Below are 21047 nucleotides of genomic sequence, written 5' to 3'. Positions count from 1 at the left end.
AATAGGTGTCCGATTATCCTTGTTCCGCTTGATCATGTATTTATAACATGAATTGCATGGAATTTCAGTGGGGTATTTGCGGTGATAAAGTGAGCTGAAAGTTCAGCCCGACGGGTGACCATGCTGCGCCGGATCCCGCTCCGATCCTTCCTCGCCGGGCTGCTCGTCCTGTCGCTGGCCGTCGCGGCCCCGGCCCAGCAGACGGAAGGCGACGCCGGCCGCTCGGTCCCCTCCGGCCGCGTTCTGGCGCTGCTGCCGGAGGATTCGGTCACCCGGCACACGCTGACGGTGGACGGCCGGACGCTGGCCTACACCGCCACCGCCGGAACCATCCCGCTGTTCGACCGGAACGGCGAGCGTTCGGCCGCGGTCTTCTACACCGCCTATGTTCTGGACGGCGCCGCCGCCGAGAGCCGCCCGGTGACCTTCGCGTTCAACGGCGGGCCGGGCGCGGCCTCGGCCTATCTGCAACTCGGCCTGGCGGGGCCGCAGGCGGTGTCGTCCGGCTTCGCGCGGGCGCCCGCCAAGGCGCGCCTGCGCGACAATCCCGACACCTGGCTGGCCTTCACCGATCTCGTCTTCGTCGATCCGGTCGGGGCCGGATGGAGCCGTGCCGCCGAGCCCGACAAGGCTGAGGACTTCTGGGGCGAGCGCGCCGACGCCCAGTCGCTCGCCAAGGTCATCGCCGTCTATCTGGCGCAGAACCGGCGCAGCGGGTCGCCGACATTCCTCCTCGGCGAAAGCTATGGCGGTTTCCGCAGCGTGAAGGTGGCCCGCACCCTGCAGCGCGAGCAGGGCGTCCTGGTCGACGGCATCGTCATGGTCTCGCCCTTCATGGAAGGCCGGCTGCAATTCGGGGCCGACCGGCTCGCGCTCGTCGCCGCGCTGCGGCTGCCCTCGCTCGCGGCGGCCGAGCTCGACCGCCGCAACGCCTTCACGCCCGAAGCGCTGGCCGCGGCCGAGCGCTTCGCCCTGACCGACTATCTCACGACCCTGGCCGGGCGGCCGCCGGACGGCGACGCGGCCGAGGCCTTCCACGCCCGGGTGGCCGCGATCGCCGGGCTGCCGCCCGAAGCGGTGGCCCGCTCGCGCGGCTTCATCGGCAAGACCACGCTCGAACAGGCCGGCGAGGACGGGATGGGGATCGTCAGCCCCTACGACGCCGCCTTCCTCGCGCCCGACCCGTTCCCCGAAGCTCCGGGCGACGGTCCCGACCCGGTGCTCGACGGCTACACCCAGGCCCTCGGCGGGCTGTTCGTCGGCTATGCGCGCGATGCGCTCGGCTTCCGGACCGCGCTGACCTTCAACCTGCTCGACCGCAGGATCGCCGGGGAATGGAAGTGGGAAGCCCGCGGCGGCATCGCCCAGGCCAGCATCGAGCGGGATCTGCGCGAGCTGCTGGCGCTCAACGCCGATCTCGACGTGCTGGTGGCCCATGGCCGCAGCGACATCGTCACGCCCTATTCGGTCAGCCGCTACGTGATCGACCATCTGCCGCCCTCGGGAGGTTCGGGGCGCGTGGCGCTCCGGCTCTACAAGGGCGGGCACATGTTCTATTTCGACGACTCCACCCGCGCCGCCTTCACCGAAGACGCGGCCGCCTTCTACCGCTCGCAGGCATCGCCCTGACTCCGCGCGGCCGCGCGGAGGCCCTGCATCGTTCCCGCGAGGGGCGATGGCATTCGCACGTCACCCGGGCGCTCTCCGATTGCCTATCCCGCAAGCGGGCTTTTCAGAATTTCCAACGCCGTCATTGCGAGCGCAGCGACGCAATCCAGGGCCGCTCGCACCGGCCCTGGACTGCTTCGTCGGCTTCGCCTCCCGCAATGACGGTCGGGAGTCCGCCGAGGATTCGTCGAAGTCAGACGTAAGGTGTCCCGACGAGCGCAGCGTCGACGCCGGCGAAACCGCGTTCCATCACGCTCACGAAGGCTGTTCCGGGCTCCCGGTTCTCACGAAAGGTGCGAAGCGCCTCGCTGTAAGCGACCACCAGCGTCGCCATCAGCATGGCCGCCGCGAGGCGCGCACCCGGATCGGAGTGTGGCCTGCCCACCGCGTCGGACAGCATTCCTGCGAGATCATCGGCAAGCGTCACTTGGAGCTCGCGTGCGCGCGCCGTGAGCGCCGGACTCTCCGCGACGGTGCGCCAGAACTGGACGGGGCGCTCGGAAATCCTGAACAGAGGGTGTCGGCTCTCCGCCAGCCTGCGCACCAACATCTGGAACGCGGCGACCGGCGACTGCCGGCCGCGACCGGCGAGCGCTTCACGCACCAAGGCCCGCACTTCCTCCTCGCGATCGAAGACCAGATCCTCCTTTCGGGGGAAGTAGTTGAACACGGTCTTCCTGGCGACGTTCGCTTCGTGCGCGATATCGGCAACGGACACCTTGTCGAAGCCTCGTTCGATGAACAGGCGCGTTGCAACGTCGGAGATCGCTTGACGCGTCATCTCCTTCTTGCGGTCTCGGAGTCCGGGCCGGTTTGGCATGTCGATATTTATACCACGAGAAAAATTATACTGAGTATAAAAATCATGCTATGCCGACGATGCCGGCGCGGAAGATCGGTACCTTCGCCGACGTGGCGCTCGGTTGAGGAATTTTGGTGTGACCTATGATGTCGTGATTGCCGGAGCGGGCCCCGTCGGCCTGTTCCTCTCCTGTGAGCTGCGCCTCGCGGGCCTCTCGGTGCTAGTGCTGGAGCAAGCCGAAGATCCGCGCTCGCCATTGAAGCGCCTTCCGTTCGGCATGCGCGGCCTTTCGGTGCCGACGATCGAAGCCTTTTACCGTCGCGGATTGCTGGACGACATCGTGGCGGAGCAGCGCGCGAAAGACGGCCCGGGCAGCGACAATGCTCCGGCTGCCGCGCATTGGATGCAACAGGCGCGCCGGCCAGGTGGCCATTTCGCCGGCATCCAGTTCTACCACGACAAAGTCGACCCCTCGAAATGGCCGTATCGCCTGCCAAGCCCGGCCAGCGCCGGCATGGCGGTCGATATGGAACAGATCGAGTCCGTCCTGGCCGTCCGCGCACGCGCGTTGGGCGTCGAGATCAGGCGCGGCCTCGGCGTGGAGGACGTCGATCAGTCGGACGAAGACGTGACCATTCGCGCTGGCGGGGGGATGTTTCGCGGACGCTGGCTCGTCGGTTGTGACGGCGGCCGCAGCACGGTTCGTAAGGCCGGCGGCTTCGAGTTCGTCGGCACCGATCCCGAGTTCACCGGCTATTCCGTCGAGGTGGAGATGGCCGATCCGGACAGGCTCCGCCCGGGCCGCCATTACACGTCGACGGGCATGTATACCTACGCCCGGCCCGGGACGATCGCGATGGTCGAGTTCGACGGGGGCGCATTCCATCGAACCCAACCGATCACGCTCGAGCATGTGCAGGCGGTGTTGCGCCGCGTCTCCGACACGGATGTCATCGTGACGGCCCTTCGCCTCGCCACAACCTGGACGGATCGCGCCTACCAGGCAACCGCTTACCGCAAGGGGCGGGTGCTGCTCGCCGGGGACGCCGCGCACATCCATTCCCCCCTGGGCGGCCTGGGGCTCAACCTCGGGCTTGGCGACGCCATGAACCTTGGTTGGAAGCTGGCTTCCACGATCCGTGGCGAGGCGCCGGCTGGTCTGCTCGACAGCTATGTGACGGAGCGGCATCCGGTGGGGGCGCGGGTTCTGGACTGGTCGCGCGCCCAGGTCGCCCTCATGCGGCCGAGCCGGAGCTCGCGCGCGCTCGAGGCCATCATCCGTGATCTCATCGACACGCGCGACGGCGCGACATACTTCGCCGAGCGCGTGTGGGGCGTTTCCCTCCGATACGATCTCGGCGGCAGCCATCCGCTGGTGGGCCGCAGCGCTCCCGACTTCGAATTGGTCGACGGGACGAGGCTCGGAGAACTCCTCAGAAAGGGAAGAGGTCTTTTCCTAGACTTCGACGCCCATGCACCGCGTGAGGTGCTTGCCGGCCGCTGGGGTGGCCGGGTCGCATACGTCGCCAGTGACGCCAAGGACAGGCTAGGCTTGAGCGCCGTCCTGGTGCGTCCCGACGGCTTCGTCGCCTGGGCGGATGAGTCCGTCTTGGGCCTTGAGGAAGCGGCTCAGGCCGCGTCACGATGGTTCGGCGAACCTGAAGCGGCATCTGCATTGTGAGCACGCGGGCTGATCAGTGTTTCGGGCCGCTGCCATCCGGGCCCATCACCGCCGGCAACACGTGACGTTCCAGCACCATCCGGGCGAGCTGGTCCTGCAGGTCGGGCCGGTCGTAGAGGCCGGCGGTGATCACCACCAGCACCTCCGCGGACGGCACCAGGAACAGCCGCTGGCCGCCCCAGCCCAGGCCAGCGGCCCAACGGACTTCCCGGCCGTCGACCAGAGACCGGCCGAGCCACCACTGGAAACCGTAATCGACCTGATCCTCGACCGTGATCTGCGGCGCGGTCGCCTGCTCGATCCATGCCGCGGAGACGATCTGCTTGCCCTGCCAGGCGCCGCGGTCGAGCACCAGCTGCCCGATCCTGGCGATGTCGCGCGGCCGCAGCCGCAGGCCGGAGGCTGCGATCGGGTCGCCGTTCGGGTAGCGCACCCATTCGGCGTCGGCGATGCCGAGCGGCGCGAACAGCACCTCCCGCGCCAGCACGTCCAGCGGCCGGCCGGAGACCTGCTTCAGCACCGCCGACAGCAGCGCCGTCGCCCCGCCGCTATAGGTGAAGCGCTCGCCCGGCGCCGCGGCGAAGGGCTGCTCCAGCACGTAGCGGTACGGGTCCGGCGCGTCCGACATCAGCCGCTCGCTGTTGCGCGGGTCGCTGTAGGGCAGCTCCTCGTTCCACGCCAGCCCGCTCGACATGGTCAGCAGGTGGCGCAGGGTGATGCGGTCGGTCTCCGGCGAGCGCAGATCGGCATATTGCGGCAGCAACGACAGCGCCGGCGCGTCGATGTCCTTGATCCAGCCGGTGTCGACGGCGATGCCGACCAGCAGTGCGGTGACGCTCTTGGTGATCGAGCGCAGGTCGTGCTTGGTCCCGGCATCGTGCGGGATGCGGCCCAGCGGCCGGCCCCAGATCTGGTCCTCGCCGGCGAAGTACCGCTCATAGACCAGCCTTCCGTGCCGTGCGACCAGCACGGCATGGGCATTGCCCTCGGTCCAGGCCGTGAGCGCTGGGCCGAGGGCGCAGAGCAGTGCCGGCTCGAAGCCCTCGCCGGCCGGGGCGGCGACCGCCCAGCCGTCGTCCAGCACCGCCGGCGCGCGGCATTCGGACAGCGTATCCGCCGCCGAAGCAATACCGGGGGAGGCGAGGGCGGCGAGAAGCGGCAGGGCGCGGCGCAGCGGCATGATCATCTCCGTCTCGGGCGAAGGGTCGTCTCCGATCCGTAGCAGGGACGCCGGGCCGCCATTGTACCGGGATTGCTCAGCCTTCGATTCACCTCCGCCCGGTCACGGCTTCGCCGCAGAGCGGGAGGGATGATGCCGCGCTGGATGCCTCGGGGGAGGAGATCATGCGCGTTCTGTCGAAGCTCCTGGCGGCCGGGCTGCTGCTGGCCCTGGCCGCCTGCGTGCCGTCGCGGCCGGCGGTGCAGGAGGCAATGGTACGGCAGCAGACGCTGCCGGGATACGCCCCGTCCCGGGCCGCCGCTCAGGCCGGGTCTCGGCTGATCGAATCCGCCCGGCAGGACCTGGCGGAGCAGGAAAGGCTCGGTACGCGCTGGGGCGAGGACATTCGGTCGCCGATCCGCTTCGTCAGCCTTGCGCGCTTCCGGCCGGACCGGCCGGACGGCCGGTTGACGATCCGCTACGACGGCCGCCGCAGCGCCGCGACGGGGCCGGTCCACACCGTTCATGAGCTTCCCGTCGCGAACGGCACTGTCGAAGTCTCCGTGCTCGGCGCGCGGGGCAGGTCGATGCAGCTAACGCCAACGAGCGGCGGCGACCTTCGCCTCGAGGGTCGGGCCGGCGACCTCTACCGGCTGGCCTTCAGCAACCGGGGCCGGCAGACGGTCGAGATCGTGGCGACGGTGGACGGGCTCGACGTGCTGAACGGCCGGGCCGGCAGCATCGCCCATCGCGGCTACGTGGTGCGTCCCGGCGACATGCTGCTGATCGAGGGCTTCCGCCGCAGCGAGGACATGGTCGCGGCCTTCCGCTTCTCCGCGCCGGGCGAGGCTTATGCCGCCAACACGCCGCAGGGCGATCCGCGCAACATCGGCGTCATCGGCGTCGCACTGTTCACCCTGGATGACCCGGCCCATGAGGTCGTCGCCGCCACGCCCCGGCCGTTCCCGGCCGATGCGCCGCAGGACCCGCGCTTCGCGCCGCCGCCGGTGCCGTAAGCCGCTTGCGTTTCATCTCATGATCGGGATAATTTCTCGATCATGAGAAGCGAACTGATCAACGAACTGGAGCCGGTGGACGCCCGACTCGCCGCCCGGCTGGCGGCGCTGCGGGCAGAGCAGGGGTGGTCGCTCGACGCCCTGGCCGAGCGCAGCGGCATCAGCCGGGCGACGCTGTCGCGGCTGGAGCGCGGCGAGACCAGCCCGACCGCCTCGCTGCTCGGCCGGCTCTGCACCGCCTATGGCCGCACCATGTCCGGCCTGATCGCCGAGGTCGAGACCGACCCGCCGCAGCTGCTGCGCCGGGCCGAGCAGCCGGTCTGGACCGATCCCGAAAGCGGCTTCCGCCGTCGCAGCGTGTCGCCGCCCGCCGCCGGCTTCCGCGGCGAGCTGGTCGAGGGCGTGCTGCCGGCCGGCGCCGTCGTAGCCTACGACACGCCGCCGATCCACGGCATCGAGCAGCATGTCTGGATGTTGGACGGGGTGCTGGAGCTGCTGGTCGACGACGTCGTCCACCGGCTCGGCCCGGGCGACTGCCTGCGCTACCGCCTGTTCGGCCCGACCCGATTCCATTGCCCCGGCCCGCAGCCGGCCCATTACGTCATCGCCCTGTGCAAGCCGTGAGCGCCGCCATGCCAGACACCGCCGTCCCGTCTCCAGTCACCCTGACGGAGGTCGAGCCCGACGATCTCGATCGGCATCTCGACGACTTGGCCGAGGTGCTGCATGGCTGCGTGCTGGACGGCGCCAGCGTCGGCTTCGTGCTGCCCTTCACGGTCGGAGCGGCGCGGGATTTCTGGCGGGGGCTGGAGCCGGCCTTCCGCAGCGGCGCCCGGCGCCTGATCGTCGCGCGGCTGGACGGCCGCACGGTCGGCACCGTGCAGCTCGTGCTCGGGATGCCGGCCAACGGCATTCACCGGGCCGAGATCGCCAAGCTGCTGGTGCATCCGGCGGCGCGTCGGCGCGGCATCGCCCGCATGCTGATGCTGGCGGCCGAGGATCTGGCCCGCCGGCACGGCCGCACCCTGCTGCTGCTCGACACGCGGCGCGGCGACAACGGCGAGAAGCTGTATGAGAGCCTGGGGTTCCGCCTGTTCGGCATTGTCCCCGGCCATGCCTGTTCGCCGGCCGGCGTGCTGGAGGACACCAGCTACATGCTGAAGCAGCTGGAGGCTAGCGACGTCTGATCGTGGTTTGACGCTCCGTCACCGTCGTGGCGAGCCGGCGAAGCCGGCGCGGCCATCCAGGGCCGGTGCGAGCGGCCCTGGATGGCCGCGCCCCTTCGGGGCTCGCCATGACGGGGAGATAGGGTCGGGCCCGCGCGTGATGCGAGCCCGACCGCTGCCGCGACCGATCAGAGCGGCCCGCGTTCCCACGGCCCGGTGATGGCGAAGGTGATGCCCGGGGTCTGGATGTTGACGAACAGGGTCCGGCCCTCCGGGCTCCAGCAGGCGCCGGCGAACTCGCTGGTGCGGTAGTCGCCCTCGGCGATGGTCTTGCCGGCGTCGGCGATCTGGCCGGCCGTCAGCTCGACATTGTTCTTCAGGAGGTAGAAGGGCGCGCCGGTCCGGGTCAGCGCGACCAGCCGGGTGCCCGGGCCGTAGTTGTCCGGGCTGCCGGCCGGCGCCGCGTCCGGGTCCTCGCACAGCACCACGCCGCCGCGCGGGCTGACCGTGACGTTATCCGGGTTGTGCGCCGCGATCTGGCTGTCGCTGACGAACAGCGCCCGCAGCCGCTGGGTGAACAGGTCCAGCACCCAGACGGCGCCGTAGCCGCGGCCGAGACGGCCGCTCGGCTCCTTGCCCGTGCTGGTGTCGACGATGAACATGCGGCCGTCGGCGTAGAAGATGCCCTCGCCGCGGCTCATCCGCAGCCCGCCCTCGGCCCAGCTCTGGGCGAAGGGGCCGCTCAGCGTGTCGCCGGCGCCGATGTCCGGGAAGCCGATCGGGGCGGGGACCGCGTCCATATCCGGCTGCTCGATGTCGATCCACTCCAGCTGGTACTCGTCGCCGACATGGGCGACCACCAGATCGGCATTGGGCTTGCGGCGGACGCGGGCCGCCTGCAGCCGGCCGCCATCCTCCAGCGCGCCGTGCCGGCCCGAGCGGTCATTGGGGATGAAGCGGTAGAGGCCCGACTTGTTGCGGTCGTCCTCGGTCAGATAGATGATGCCGGTGCGGGGGTCGACGGCCACCGCCTCGTGGCTGAAGCGGCCCATCGCCACCAGCGGGCGGCCGGTGGTGCGTTCGGCCTCCGGATGCACCTCGAACACATAGCCGTGGCGGTGGCCGGCGCTCGACTTGGCGTTGGTCTTGACCTCCTCGCAGCTCAGCCAGGTGCCCCAGGGCGTGCGGCCGCCGGCGCAGTTGGTCAGGGTGCCGGCCAGGCTGGCCTCCGCCGACATCCAGCGCCCGTTGCGGAAGCGCAGCGTGGTGGTGCCGCCGCCGGCGCGCAGGCCGTCGGTGCCGATCGTGCCGGTGTCGTAGGTGCCCGGCGCGGTGATCTGCGTGGCGGCGGTGCCGACCTCGTGGTTGCGGATCAGGACCAGCTCGTTGCCGCGGCCATGCCCGTGACCATGGCCGAGGCCGAAGTCGAACCAGCGGCCGCCCTTGCCGTGCATCACCGCCATGCCGTCATGCGCCCGCGGCACCGGCTGGCCGTCGGCCAGCCGGTCGCCGGTCCAGGAGAAGGAGCTGTAGCGGAAGCCCGGCGGCAGCAGCAGCAGCGGCAGGCCGGTGCTCTCGTCGGCAACCGGGGCGAGGGGGCCGTAGGGGCTGCGGACCGGGGCGGTCCAGTTCTCGCCGGTGGCGGCGGCCTGGGCCTGGCGCTGCGACAGCGCGCCCAGGCTGCCGATCGCGCCCAGGGCCAGGGCGGCGCCGCCGCCCTGAAGGACGAGGCGTCGGGAGGTGGGGATGGACATGGTGGATCTCCTGCTGGCTGCCCGTCGACCTGAGCCCTGCGAACGCCTGCGGCGAAGACGGCTGCCTCAAGTCAAGGGAATCACTGACCAGGCGAGCTATATCCGAGATCAGATAAACTTTTGTTAAGGTGACTCGATTTTATAGGACAATAGAATCAAGATCAGAATTGTGTTTCAAATTTGTTTCTTTTTTATTGTGATTTGGTTTTCGGATAAGTTTTTCCGTCCCTGATTTCGAGTTGGTCTTGAGTCGCGAGAGCGAAGGGGCGGCCATCCATTGGGGCGGTGCCGACCTCTCGGACTGTCATCTGCAACCCCGCGGAAAAGGGACTGGCGGGCATTCCTAGGAAGGCGTAAAGGTCGGACATACCCACTTCGGAGACCGGCCATGGCGACCTCCTTGCCCGACGACCTGCTGATCGGCGCCGAGGACGAGGTGGCGATTCGCCAGGACCTGGTGCTGACGGCGCTGGGCAAGCGCCCGGCCGACGCGCTGCTGCGGGTCGGAAAGTTGCTCGAGGTCCATACCAGGAGCTGGCGCGAGGACCAGGAGATCGCGATCAAGGGCCGGCGCATCGCCTGGACCGGGCCGGCCGGGACCTTCCCGGGCACCGCGGCGCGGCGGGTGGAGAAGCCGGATCTCGCGGCCGTGCCGGGCTTCGGCGAGGTGCACAAGCACATCGAGAGCACGCATCTGACGCCGGAATGGGAGGCGGCGCTGGTGCTGCCGCGCGGCAACACCTGGACCTGCGAGGCCAGCCACGAATTCTCCAATGTCGACGGCCCGAACAACCTGGCCTTCTGGCTGGAGGCGCGGCGCCGCGGCTCGCCCTTGAAGATCTTCCCACTGCCCGGCTCGGCGGTGCCGCCGACGGCCTATGAATGGGGCGGCGGCTGGTACGGCTATGACGAGCAGAAGGGCTTCCTGAAGGACAGCCTGATGGTCGCGGGCCTCGACGAGGTGATGGACTGGCCGGCGGTCTGGAACCCGGAGAACCCGTCCTATCCGCGGCTCTGGGGCATGATCCGAGCCACCTTCGAGCAGCGCGGCGTGGTCGAAGGCCATGGCGCCGGTCTGCGCGACACCGCCGCGATCAGCGCCTTCGCCGCCGCCGGCCTCGCCTCCGATCACGAGGCGTGGACGCCGGAGGAGGTGTGGGAGAAGCTGGCCCACGGCATCTTCGTCGAGCTGCGGCCCTATTCGATGCCGGAGGTGATTCCCTGGCTGATCGAGAAGGGCCTGGCCGACTGGTCGCAGGTCGCCTTCACCACCGACGACCGCAGCGTCTCCGACACCTTCAGGCTCGGCGCCACCGACCACAATGCCCGGCTGGCGATCCGGTACGGGCTGGCGCCGGAGATCGCGATCCAGTGCGTCACCCTGAACCCGGCGCGGCACATGCGGCTGACGCCCTGGGTCGGCAGCCTGGCGCCGGGGCGCTACGCCGATGTGGTGCTGCTTTCGGATGTGGCCAGCCTGGAGATCGCCGAGGTGTGGTCCGACGGCCAGCCGGTGTCGGAGGGCAAGCGCTACACCGGCCCGGTGCCGGCGATCGACTGGCCGGCCTGGGCACGGCAGACGGTGAACATCAAGCGGCCACTGACGGCGAAGGATTTCGCCCTGCCGGCCGCGCCGGGCCGCGACACCATGCAGGCGGCGCTGCTGCGCCCCTTCCACTGGGCCGACGGCTTCATCACCGCCGAGCTGCCGGTGCGCGACGGCGCGGTGCAGCGCGACCCGGACCGCAACATCACGAAGTTCGCGATCGTCGACCGCTTCTCCGGCGACGGGCGAGTGGCGAAGATGTTCTGGCTCGGCTGCGGCCCGCGCACGGCGGAGACGGCCCTTGCCTGCTCGGTCGCGCATGACAAGCACAACATCTGGGCCGTCGGCTCCTCCGACGCGGCCATGGCGCTGGCGGTCAACACGCTGACCGAGCTGCAGGGCGGCTGGGCCCTGGTGCGCGACGGCAGCGTCCTGGCCACGGTGCGCTACGAGATCGGCGGGCTGATGAGCTGCCGGCCGCCGGAGGAACTCGACGCCGAGATGCAGGCGCTCTACGCCGCGGCCGAGGGCATCGACTGGATGTACGAGCCGACCTTCCATCCGCGCTGGTTCCCGGGTTTCCCGGAGCGGCTGATCTTCGCCACCCTGACCTGCGCGCCCTGGCGCTGGGTGCTGGTGGCGCCCTGCGAGCAGGCGCCGCAGGGCTTCGTCAACGTGCAGAGCGGGGAGACCCACCCCGTCGTCTGGTAGGGGAAGCGCCGTTCCGATCGAACCGACCCGGCGCAGACCCGGGCGAGGGGGGCTCATGACCGTTTCCAACATGTCGCGGGCGTCGTCTAAGGAGGGGGGCGCGGGGGGCTGGCTCGACCGCCGCTTCAGGCTGCACGAGCGCGGCAGCTCGGTGCCGCAGGAGGTGATCGCCGGCATCACCACCTTCGCGGCGATGGCCTATATCGTCGCCGTCAACCCGGCGATCATGTCCGCCGCCGGCATGGACCGCGGCGACCTGGTGATCGCCACCGCCCTGGCCGCGATCTTCGGCAGCCTGATGATGGGGCTGACCGCCAACCTGCCGCTGGCGGTGGCGCCGGCCATGGGGTCCAACATCGTCTTCGCCTACGTCATGGTGAAGCAGATGGGCATCCCCTGGCAGGGGGCGCTGGCCATGGTGGCCGTCACCGGCGTGATCTTCTTGGGCCTCAGCCTGTCGCGGCTGCGCGAGAAGGTGGCGAAGGAGGTGCCGGACGCGCTGAAGATCGGCATCCAGGCGGCGGTCGGCACGCTGATCGTGTTCATCGGCCTGCGCGGCGCCGGCTTCATCGTCGCCAACCCGAACACCTATGTGGCGATGGGGTCGCTGGCCAGCCCGCCGGTGCTGCTGACCCTGGCCGGCATCCTGGTCACGCCGGTCCTTGTCGCCCGCGGCGTGCCGGGGGCGCTGATCCTGTCGATCGCCGTCCTCACCGTGATCGGCATCTTCGTGCCGCTGAAGGACGACGGCACCATGGTGACGACGCTGCCGGCCGCGGTCTTCGCCCTGCCGAAATGGCCGGAGAGCACCTTCCTGGCGCTCGACTTCAGCTATCTGATCTCGCATTTCCTGGTGGCGCTGCCGCTGCTGTTCTACTTCCTGTGCGGCGAGTTCTTCAGCACGCTGGCGACGCTGATCGGCGTGACCGGCGCGGCCAATCTGCGCAAGCCGGACGGGTCGATCCCGAACGCCACCGCCGCCTTCTCGACAGACGCGACCGCGACCATTGTCGGGCCGATCCTCGGCACCTCGGTGGTCACCGCTTTCATCGAATCCGTCGCCGGCGTCCAGGCCGGCGGCCGCACCGGGCTGACCTCGGTGGTGGTCGCGGTCGGCTTCGTCCTGGCGCTGTTCATCTGGCCGGTCTTCGTCATCATCCCGCCCCAGGCCACGGCGCCGGCGCTGGTCGTGGTCGGCATCTTCATGCTGCAGGGGCTGGCGCGGATCGACATCGCGGACCTCGCCAACGCCGTGCCGGTGGTGCTGATGCTGCTGGTCACGGTGCTCAGCAACAACCTGATCAACGGCATGGCGATCGGCACCTTCGCCTACATCCTGCTGTGCCTGGCGCTGGGCCGCCGCGCCGGCGTCACGACGGTGGTGTGGGGGCTGGGGGTGATCTTCGTGCTGTACTTTGTGGTGACCAGCCGGCTGATGTAGGCCGGCTCACCCCATCCGAGGCCGCCCGGCGGCGGTGGCGGTGACGGTGCTCTCGACGAACATCTCGAGGCCGCCGGCCATCGTCACCACCCGGTCGGCGCGGGTGACGATGACCGCCACCTCCTGGCCGCCGGCCTCACGCGCCAGAGCCTCGGCCCGGCTGCGCGCCTCGGCCTCGGCATGGGCGGCGGCTTCCTCCAGGCTGCCGAAGGTGCGGACGCCGCCCGGGGCGTGGACGCGGAAGCGGCCCTCCTCCGGCGCGGTGATGGTGACGGTGGCGCGCTGCAGCACGCCGCTGGCCACCGCGCCGATCGCGTTGGTGACGCCGGCGTGCTGCGGCACCACGCTCTCGGTGCCGAGGCGCCGGGCGATCTCCGGGTAGTAGGTCGCGGCCGAGGCGCCGATGCCGACCAGCGGCAGGCCGAGGGTCAGGGCCGGGCGCAGCAGGGAGGCCGGGGCGTCGCCCGCCACCGCCCGGCGGGGCAGCAGGCTGCGCGCCTCCCGCGCCGGGTCGGCGACGCCGTCGCGGGCCAGCGCCGCCTCGACCAGCGCGAGCGCGCTGTCGGCGGTCAGCCGCTCCAGCACCGACCGGGCGAAAGCCTCGGCATCGGCGGGCGGGGTCCAGCCCGGCTCGGCCGGGCGGCGGGTCCAGAGCTGCGCGCCCAGCAGCGCCGCCTCGCGCGACCAGCCGCCGTGAAGCCCCAGCACATGGGCGGCGTCGGTCGGGGTGAAGCCGGACAGGATAACGAGTCCGCGCGCCACCAGCCGCTCCAGCGGCCGGTCGAGCAGATGGCTGGTCAGCACCGCCTCCAGCGGCTGCGGTCCGTCGGCCAGCGCGTCCCAGATCCGCCTCTCCTGCGGCGACAGGGTGTCGGCTTCGGTATCGAGCGCGCGCAGGCGCAGGGCGAAGCGGCCGTCCAGGCTGGTGCCTTCGGCGCGCTCGGCCTGGCGCCGCAGCGCCGCCAGCATCTCCGGATGCTGATGCGCCAAGAGGCTCAGCGGCACCGACCGGCGCGGCCCGACGGCGAGGCCGAGTCCCGGCTCGATCCGCACCTCGCTGTCGCCGCCGAGGCCGAAGGTGCGGATCTCCACCGCCTCGACCATGGTGCGCCAGCCACCGACCTGGGCGCCCTCGCGGTTGAGCAGCGGGCGGCCGTCCTTCAGCACGGCGATGTCGGTGGTGGTGCCGCCGATGTCCGAGACGAAGCAGTCCTCGCGGCCGGTCAGCCAGCGGGCGCCGACGACGCTGGCGGCGGGGCCGGACAGCACGGTCTCGACCGGCCGGGCCAGGGCGAAGCGGTCGGCGATCAGCGACCCGTCGCCCTTCACCACCATCAGCGGCGCCGCGATGCCGCGGGCGTCCAGCCGGCCGCGCACCGCCCGGATCAGCGCGTCCGTCAGCGGGATCAGCCGGGCATTGAGCAGGGCGGTCAGCGCCCGCCGCGGGGCATCCAGGCCGGAGGTCAGCTCATGGCCGCAGGTCACCGGCTTGCCGATCAGGTCCCGCACCAGGTCGCGCACCGCCTGCTCATGCGCCGGGTTGCGCACGGCGAAATAGCCGGCCACGGCGAAGGCGGTGACGGACGGGGCGTGGCGCAGGATCGCGGCGCGGGCGGCCTCGATGTCGAGCGGAGCCTGCTCCTCGCCGGTTGGCCGATGGCCGCCGGCCACGGCCACCACCGGGTCGCCGCCGATCGCCGCGCGCAGCCCGGCGCGGTCCAGCGCCGCCTCGGGATAGCCGATCAGGATCAGGCAGGCGGGGTTGCCCTGGCCCTCGACCACCGCGTTGGTGGCGAGGGTGGTGGACAGGCCGACGAAGCCGATCTCGGCCGGATGCTGGTCCAGCACCGCGTCGATGGCGGCGCCGATGCCCAGCGCCAAGTCGTGCTTGGTGGTCAGCCGCTTGGCGGTGGCGACGACACCGCGGTCCGGGTCGAACAGGACCGCATCGGTGAAGGTGCCGCCGGTGTCGATGCCGAGGGAGAGGGACAAGATGGGTCGCGCCGAAAGTCTGGTCTCCGATTAGGACAAGACCTCACGCGCGCCAAAGCTTTTCGGCATGCGACAGGGACAGGCCCGTCAGCGGCCGGCGCTGACGGTCTTACCAGGCGTTGCCGGTCACCAGGAATTCCGCCTCGTCGAGATCGGCGTCGAAATCCACCAGGTCGTAGTCGGCGTCGTCCCATTCATCGGGCTCGAAGGCGGCGCCCGGCATCTCGACCAGCAGCGAGAGCACCTGTCCGGCGGCCGCGATCCGGTCGTACTCGTCCCCCGACGGCGGATTCTGGCTGGCCACCAGGCACCACAGGATCTGGTCCAGCACCCACCGCTCCTGCGGCGGCGGCACGTCATCGTCGGACCAGGTTTCGCGGACCCTCCGCAACATGCTGAGGATCCTGGCGGCGTTCTCGCGCAGGGACCGGATTTCGTCCTGACGGCCGATCGGCGGTGCCTGGATGGACTCAGGCGCCCTCGACGGGGAAATGCCGGAGCTGTCGAATTGCGTGAAGGGCATGACGGACCCCCGATCCTATGCGGCTCGTATGCTTTGACTATATACCTACAAATTACAGCATTTTATCTAATTTGCAATGATCCATTTGGGTAGGATCGCTGGCCGGTTTGGGGATGCGGTCCGATGGAAGGGCGGCGGCTCAGCCGCCCTTCACCGCGCCGGAGGTCAGGCCGGCGACGATCTGCTTCTGGGCGATCACGGTCAGCACCAGCACCGGCAGGACCACCACCAGCGCCGCGGCCGAGAGCGGGCCCCAACTCACCTGCTCGAAGGTGAGGGAGTTGTAGACCGCGACCGGCAGGGTGCGGGTGGTGCGCCCGGCCAGCACGATGCCGAAGACGAAGTTGTTCCAGGAGAAGATGAAGGACAGCAGCAGGGCCACGGTGATGCCCGGCCGGGTCAGCGGCAGCACGACGTGCCGGAACACCTGCCAGCGGTTGGCGCCGTCGATCCGCCCGGCCTCCTCCAGCTCGATCGGCAGGGCCTCGAAATAGGAGATCAGGACCCAGATCACGATCGGCAGGGTGATCACCAGATGGGTGATGATCTGCGGCCACAGCGTGCCCATGAGGCCGAGCCAGCGGAACATCAGGAACAGCGGGATCAGGTAGCTGAGGCCCGGCGTCATCCGCGCGATCATCACCACCACGGCCATCTTGGTCGCCTTGGCCCGGGCGATGCCGTAGGCGGCCGGCGCGCCGATCACGAGGCCGAGCAGCGTGGCGGCTCCGGTGACGATCAGGCTGTTGATGAAGTAGCGGCCGAAGGAGTTCTCGGCGAAGACCTGGGCGTAGTTGCTCCAGGCCAGGGTGGTCGGGATCAGGACCGGCGGATAGCTGATGTTGTCGACCTCCGGCTTCAGCGACAGCGACAGCATCCACAGGAAGAACAGCAGCGCCGGCGAGACGATCACCAGCACGGCGAAGTACAGGCCGGCGCGGCGCAAAGCCTTGATGAGGGGGCGGGACATGGTCTGGGGCCTCCTCACGTGGCCGCGAGCTTGGCGCGCTGGCGCAGCCACAGCAGCGCCAGGGACATGGCGACGACGATGACGAAGAAGACCACGGCGATCGCAGAGCCGTAGCCGATGTCGTAGAAGCTGAAGGCCTGGGTGTAGAGATAGATGTTGATCGTCTCCGACGCCGTGCCCGGGCCGCCCTGGGTGATGGCGTAGATGATGTCGAAGCTCTTCAGCGCGTCGATCGAGCGGATGATCACCGCCACCATCAGGAAGGGCGAGATCATCGGCAGGGTCAGGTAGCGGAACTGCTGCAGCCAGGTGGCGCCGTCGATCTGGGCGCTCTCATACGGCTCGGCCGGCAGGGCGGACAGGCCGCCCAGCACGATCAGCATGACCAGCGGCGTCCACTGCCAGGTCTCGACCAGCACCAGCGACGGGATCACCGTCGCCTGGTCGAACACCCAGAGCGAGGGGGGCAGCCCGACGAGGCTGAGCAGGTAGTTCAGCACGCCGAGCTGCGGGTGGAACATCATGGTCCAGACCAGGGCGATGGCGACCGGGGTCGCCATCATCGGCATGATCACGATGCCGCGGGCCAGGCCGCGCAGCGGGAAGCGCTCGTTGAACACCAGCGCCGCCGCCAGTCCTAGGACCAGCGGCAGCAGCACGGAGAGGACGGTGTAGACCAGGGTGTGCCACACCGCCTCGCCGAAGCGGGCGTCGGCGAACAGCCGCGCGTAGTTGTCGAGGCCGATGAAGCCGCCGGCGCCGGTGGCCTGCCAGTCATGCAGGCTGACCCAGCCGGTGAAGGCCCAGGGGAAGACGATCACCGCCCCGACCACCAGCACCGCCGGCAGGATGAAGGGCAGGTAGGTGCGCAGGGTCGGCGCGACGGTATTCGGCCGCCGCGCCCGCACCCGTTGTCTCCGTCCCACCCCGGCGTCCGCGGCCGTCATCTGATCAGGCCTCGCTCTTGTCCAGGATCGGCTTGAACTGCTCGGTCGCCTTGGCCAGCTCCGCCGCCGGGTCGGCTCCGCCGAGGACGTTGGTCAGGGCGATGCCGAAGATGTCGCGGAACTCGGTGACCGGCACGATCACCGGCAGGCCGAGCTTGCTGACCTTGGCCGAGCCGGTGACGGCGTCGATCCACTCGGCCGGCAGGGTCACGCCCTTGCGCACCTCGGCATCCTCGAGGATCGAGTTGCGGAACGGCACGCCCGAGCCGCTCTGCAGCAGGTCGGCCTGCACCGTGCGCGACACCGCCCATTGGCAGAACAGGAAGGCGGCCTCTTTGTTCTCGCTGGCCGCGGCGACGCCGATGCCGTCGCCGAAGGTGGCGGCGGCCTGGGCCTTCGGGCCCTTCGGCATGACGCCGTAGCCGACCTTGCCGACCACGCGCGACAGCTTCGGGTCCTCCAGCGGCTTGGCGAAGCCGACGCCGTCCAGCCACATGCCGATCTTGCCCTGCAGGAAGGCCGACTGGCATTCGTTCCAGTTGAAGCCGGCGACGCCGGGAGGGGCCGCCTTGGTCAGCAGGCGCTGGTACAGCTTCGCCGCCTCGACCGCTCCTTCGGAGGTGGTGGCCAGGCTGCGGTCGTCGCCGACCGGGGCGACGCCGTTGCCGAGCATGAAGGAGGTCCAGACCGGGACATTGGCGTTCTTCATGCCGCGGGCGACGAAGCCGTAGGTGCCGGCGGCCGGATCGGTCAGCGCCTCGGCGGCGGCGACCAGCTCCTCGAAGCTCGTCGGGTACTTCAGCCCCTTGGCGTCGAACAGCTCCTTGTTCCAGTAGACGATCCAGTAGTCGACGCTGAGCGGCAGGCTGCCGATCGCGCCGTCCGGCCCGGTGGCGAAGGCCAGGCCGGCGCTGGAGAAGTCGTTCAGGCTCACGGCCGGGTCTGCGAGGGAAGGGTCGGCCAGGAACGGCCGCAGATCGGCCAGCCAGCCGCCCTTCTCGAACATCCGCTTCTGCACATGGTAGCTGAGATGGATGACGTCGAAGCTCGGCGCGCCGCTGTTGAACTCGACCACCGCCTTCTGCCGCTGCTGCTGCTCCGGCGTCTGCTCCAGCCCGACCTCGATGCCGGTCAGCTCGGTGAACTCCTTCAGGTTCCGGGCGATGGTCTCGCTGCGCGGGCTCTTGACCAGGTTCACCTCGATATGGGTGCCCTCGTACTTCTTCCAGTCCGGCGCGGCCCAGGCCGGGCGGATGCGGGGCAGGGCGGCGGAAGCCGCGGCCGCGGCGGTGCCGGCCAGCAGCGATCGGCGGCTCAGTCTCGAGAAGGGTCCCATGATGTCCTCCCTTGCTTGGTTGGGCCGGACGGCGCCGGCTGGTTGACGCTATAGCCCGAGGGCACGGTTGCGGGCATTGGCGATGTGCGCGGTCATCGCCTCGGCGGCGCGGACCGGGTCGCGGGTGGCGATCGCGTCGATGATGCCGAGATGCTCGCGCATCACCGGCACCACGAGCCCGGCGATGCCGGTCAGCTCGCGGCGGATCAGCCGGATCTTGATCGAGTTGACGCGATAGGTTTTGGAAATGATCTCGTTGCCCAGCGCGTCGATGATGGTGTCGTGCAGACCCCAATCGGTGGCCTGGGCGTCGTCGATGACTTGCTGCGTCGCGCCCTCGCGCTCGACCCGGGCGATGATCTCCTCGTGCTGCGCCCGCAGCGCCGCGAGGCCCGCATCGGTCACCGTGCGGGCGAAGGCGGCGGTCGCCTCCTTCTCCAGGAACAGCCGGAACTGATAGGCATCGCGGATCATGGTCAGATCGATGTGCATGATCTGCATGCCCCGCTGCGGCACGGTCTTGATCAGCCCTTCGGCCTCCAGCCGCGGCACCAGCTCGCGGATCGCGCCGAGCGGCATCTGGGTCAGCGCCACCAGCTCGCGCTGGGAGATGAACTGCCCGGCGCGCAGGTTGTTGGCCAGAAGATGCTGCGTGAAGCTGTCATAGGCCCGTTCGCGCAGCTTCAGCGGCTCGCGCTCGTCGCTGATGCTCATCCGGCCGCCGCCCTGGCCGTGAACAGGCTCTCGGCCACGGCGGCCAGGTCCTTCGCCTGGGCCGGCGACAGCGGCTGCAGCGGCGCGCGGGTGGCCAGCCAGGTGGGGTCGCCGCTGCGATGCGCCACCAGCGCCTTGACCGCCGGGATCACCGGATAGGCCAGCAGCGCCTCGACCAGGCGGAGGATCAGGTCGTTCTCGCGCCCGTCGCGCACCATCGGCAGCATCGCCTCGGGGTAGATGTTGGCGATGCCGGAGATGGCGCCCTGGCCGCCGAGCCGGACCGCGGCGGCGAGGCAGCGCTCGTCGCCGATCAGGATGGCCAGGTCGCGATGCGCCGCCAGCAGGGCCTGGGCGTAGTCCCAGTCGCCGGAGGAATCCTTGACTCCGCGGATCACCTCCGGGAAGGCGGCGCGCAGCCGGCCGACCAAGTCGACCGAGATCGGCACCTGGGTGACGCTGGGGATGTGGTAGAGGATGACGTCGCGGGCGGCGGCGCCCAGCTGCTCGAACACCCGGGCGAACCAGGCGAACAGGCCGTCGTCGCCGACCCCCTTGAAGTAGAAGGGCGGCGGCAGCAGCAGCGCGTCGGCCCCGAAATCGAGCGCCAGCCGCGCCTGCGCCACGGCCTCCTCGGCCGAGGAGGCGGCGATGCCGCCGACCAGCTGCCGACCCTCGATGCCGGCGCCGGCGAAGGCGCCCAGCACCTGCTCGCGCTCGGGCAGGGAGAAGGCGGCGCCCTCGCCGGTGGTGCCGAAGGCGGTAACGGTGCGGCAGCCATGGGCCAGGCACCAGCGCGCATGGGCGACGAGGCGCGGGAAGTCGACATGGCCGTCCGGCCGGAAGGGGACGGTCAGGGCCGCGGAAAGGCCGAAACGCTCGCCTGGCTGGGACACGTCCAACTCCCTGTCCTCGGCCGCGCGAGCTCAGCACGCGGCCAGTGATGTCGATCTGACATGTCAGTCGTAGCGTGCCTGTTTGCAGGCGTCAATATGTCGAACAAAAGATCGAAGGGAGCAGGGCAGATCACCTCTTCCGCCACGCGGGAAAGGCAGGACAATCCGGCTCATGACCAGGGGAGGGGGCGCCACAGAAGCGGCGCTCAGCTGCTGTCCAGCTTCGCAGGCACGGGTGGCGGACGGACGTCGTCGAACTCGTCCGGCTGTTCAGGCGAGCCGTCTCCGGTGTCGGCATTCACCGCAGTGACGTCCGTGTCCGCGTCGGGCGGACTGCCGGAGGCATTGTCATTGGCCTTGGCGATGTCGTCCCAGCCCTGCGGCAGCCGCGACGGGTCCAGCCGGCGGCCGAGCCAGCGGCAGACCTCGCGCACGAATTCGGCAGCCGACAGGGTGTCGAGCTGCACGTCCAGCACCTCGTCCTCGGTCAGCCGCTCCCACACCTGCTCCCGCAGCCGTTCGGTCTCCTTGGGATCGACGGTCTCGCCGGCCGCGGCGAGGTCCGCGGCCTCGGCGGCCGCGACCGCCTCGACCACCGCCTTGGCCGCCTGCTCCCGCCGCCGGCGGCGGCGCTCCAGCGCCCCCGACTCCTCGCCCTCGGCCCGGCGGTGCAGGTAGTCGCCGCGGATCCGCTCGGCCATCGCGATCGACAGCCGGATCGAGCG

The 21047-nt window shown here is 70.1% G+C and carries 18 protein-coding genes; 7 read left to right on the top strand and 11 right to left on the bottom strand.

Going from position 1 to position 21047, the window contains the following annotated elements; genetic code table 11:
• Window positions 1-120 precede the first annotated feature (120 nt).
• Complete coding sequence (locus G537_RS0132535; protein WP_026873595.1) at window positions 121-1629, top strand: S10 family peptidase; 1509 nt, start codon at window positions 121-123, stop codon at window positions 1627-1629.
• Window positions 1630-1861: 232 nt separating this feature from the next.
• Here G537_RS0132535 and G537_RS0132530 read toward each other — a convergent pair whose 3' ends face one another.
• A complete protein-coding gene (locus tag G537_RS0132530) occupies window positions 1862-2449 on the bottom strand; it encodes a TetR/AcrR family transcriptional regulator (protein WP_211230589.1) in 588 nt (195 codons plus the stop codon).
• 157 nt (window positions 2450-2606) lie between these two features.
• Between G537_RS0132530 and G537_RS0132525 the strand changes: the two genes are divergently transcribed.
• Entirely contained in the window at window positions 2607-4151 is a 1545-nt protein-coding gene (locus tag G537_RS0132525; protein WP_245579185.1) for an FAD-dependent monooxygenase, read from the top strand.
• Window positions 4152-4164: 13 nt separating this feature from the next.
• Here G537_RS0132525 and G537_RS41240 read toward each other — a convergent pair whose 3' ends face one another.
• Window positions 4165-5331, bottom strand: a complete 1167-nt coding sequence (locus G537_RS41240) for a serine hydrolase domain-containing protein (protein ID WP_162146180.1) — start codon at window positions 5329-5331, stop codon at window positions 4165-4167.
• 164 nt (window positions 5332-5495) lie between these two features.
• Between G537_RS41240 and G537_RS0132515 the strand changes: the two genes are divergently transcribed.
• The 3 genes from G537_RS0132515 to G537_RS0132505 are packed head-to-tail and all read left to right on the top strand — an operon-like array spanning window position 5496 to window position 7513.
• Window positions 5496-6326, top strand: coding sequence for a hypothetical protein (locus tag G537_RS0132515; RefSeq protein ID WP_026873592.1), 831 nt, complete (start codon window positions 5496-5498; stop codon window positions 6324-6326).
• 42 nt (window positions 6327-6368) lie between these two features.
• On the top strand, window positions 6369-6950 hold the full coding sequence (locus G537_RS0132510) for a helix-turn-helix domain-containing protein (RefSeq protein WP_034853780.1): 582 nt from the start codon (window positions 6369-6371) through the stop codon (window positions 6948-6950).
• Window positions 6951-6958: 8 nt separating this feature from the next.
• Window positions 6959-7513, top strand: coding sequence for a GNAT family N-acetyltransferase (locus G537_RS0132505; protein WP_026873590.1), 555 nt, complete (start codon window positions 6959-6961; stop codon window positions 7511-7513).
• Window positions 7514-7680: 167 nt separating this feature from the next.
• On the opposite strand, the gene G537_RS0132500 is transcribed toward G537_RS0132505, so the two are convergent.
• Window positions 7681-9246: an alkaline phosphatase PhoX gene (locus G537_RS0132500; RefSeq protein WP_026873589.1), complete on the bottom strand. Its 1566-nt coding sequence runs from the start codon at window positions 9244-9246 to the stop codon at window positions 7681-7683.
• A gap of 388 nt (window positions 9247-9634) precedes the next feature.
• Here G537_RS0132500 and G537_RS0132495 point away from each other — a divergent pair, with 388 nt between their 5' ends.
• Together G537_RS0132495 and G537_RS0132490 are read left to right on the top strand one after the other, a co-directional pair.
• Window positions 9635-11503 carry an adenine deaminase gene (locus G537_RS0132495; protein ID WP_026873588.1) on the top strand — a complete coding sequence of 623 codons (1869 nt, stop codon included), beginning with the start codon at window positions 9635-9637 and terminating at the stop codon, window positions 11501-11503.
• Between the two features lie 55 nt (window positions 11504-11558).
• Window positions 11559-12944, top strand: a complete 1386-nt coding sequence (locus tag G537_RS0132490; protein WP_051249418.1) for an NCS2 family permease — start codon at window positions 11559-11561, stop codon at window positions 12942-12944.
• 6 nt (window positions 12945-12950) lie between these two features.
• On the opposite strand, the gene G537_RS0132485 is transcribed toward G537_RS0132490, so the two are convergent.
• From G537_RS0132485 to G537_RS0132450, 8 genes are all read right to left on the bottom strand, one after another.
• Window positions 12951-14936, bottom strand: a complete 1986-nt coding sequence (locus G537_RS0132485; RefSeq protein ID WP_026873586.1) for a hydantoinase/oxoprolinase family protein — start codon at window positions 14934-14936, stop codon at window positions 12951-12953.
• 109 nt (window positions 14937-15045) lie between these two features.
• Window positions 15046-15330 (bottom strand): hypothetical protein, encoded by a 285-nt coding sequence (locus tag G537_RS0132480; RefSeq protein WP_155888879.1) that lies wholly within the window; start codon window positions 15328-15330, stop codon window positions 15046-15048.
• 268 nt (window positions 15331-15598) lie between these two features.
• On the bottom strand, window positions 15599-16429 hold the full coding sequence (locus G537_RS0132475) for a carbohydrate ABC transporter permease (RefSeq protein WP_026873584.1): 831 nt from the start codon (window positions 16427-16429) through the stop codon (window positions 15599-15601).
• 14 nt (window positions 16430-16443) lie between these two features.
• Window positions 16444-17376, bottom strand: coding sequence for a carbohydrate ABC transporter permease (locus G537_RS0132470; RefSeq protein WP_026873583.1), 933 nt, complete (start codon window positions 17374-17376; stop codon window positions 16444-16446).
• 4 nt (window positions 17377-17380) lie between these two features.
• Complete coding sequence (locus tag G537_RS0132465) at window positions 17381-18712, bottom strand: ABC transporter substrate-binding protein (RefSeq protein WP_026873582.1); 1332 nt, start codon at window positions 18710-18712, stop codon at window positions 17381-17383.
• 48 nt (window positions 18713-18760) lie between these two features.
• On the bottom strand, window positions 18761-19426 hold the full coding sequence (locus G537_RS0132460; RefSeq protein ID WP_034853778.1) for a GntR family transcriptional regulator: 666 nt from the start codon (window positions 19424-19426) through the stop codon (window positions 18761-18763).
• Window positions 19423-20322 (bottom strand): dihydrodipicolinate synthase family protein, encoded by a 900-nt coding sequence (locus G537_RS0132455; protein ID WP_026873580.1) that lies wholly within the window; start codon window positions 20320-20322, stop codon window positions 19423-19425. The genes G537_RS0132460 and G537_RS0132455 overlap by 4 nt, the downstream gene beginning before the upstream one ends.
• 206 nt (window positions 20323-20528) lie before the next feature.
• A partial coding sequence (locus tag G537_RS0132450; RefSeq protein ID WP_026873579.1) for a hypothetical protein occupies window positions 20529-21047 on the bottom strand: 519 nt, incomplete at its 5' end.

Origin of the sequence: Inquilinus limosus DSM 16000 (assembly GCF_000423185.1) — a bacterium.
Taxonomy (GTDB): Bacteria; Pseudomonadota; Alphaproteobacteria; order DSM-16000; family Inquilinaceae; genus Inquilinus; species Inquilinus limosus.
This window is presented reverse-complemented; position numbering and strand designations above follow the sequence as displayed.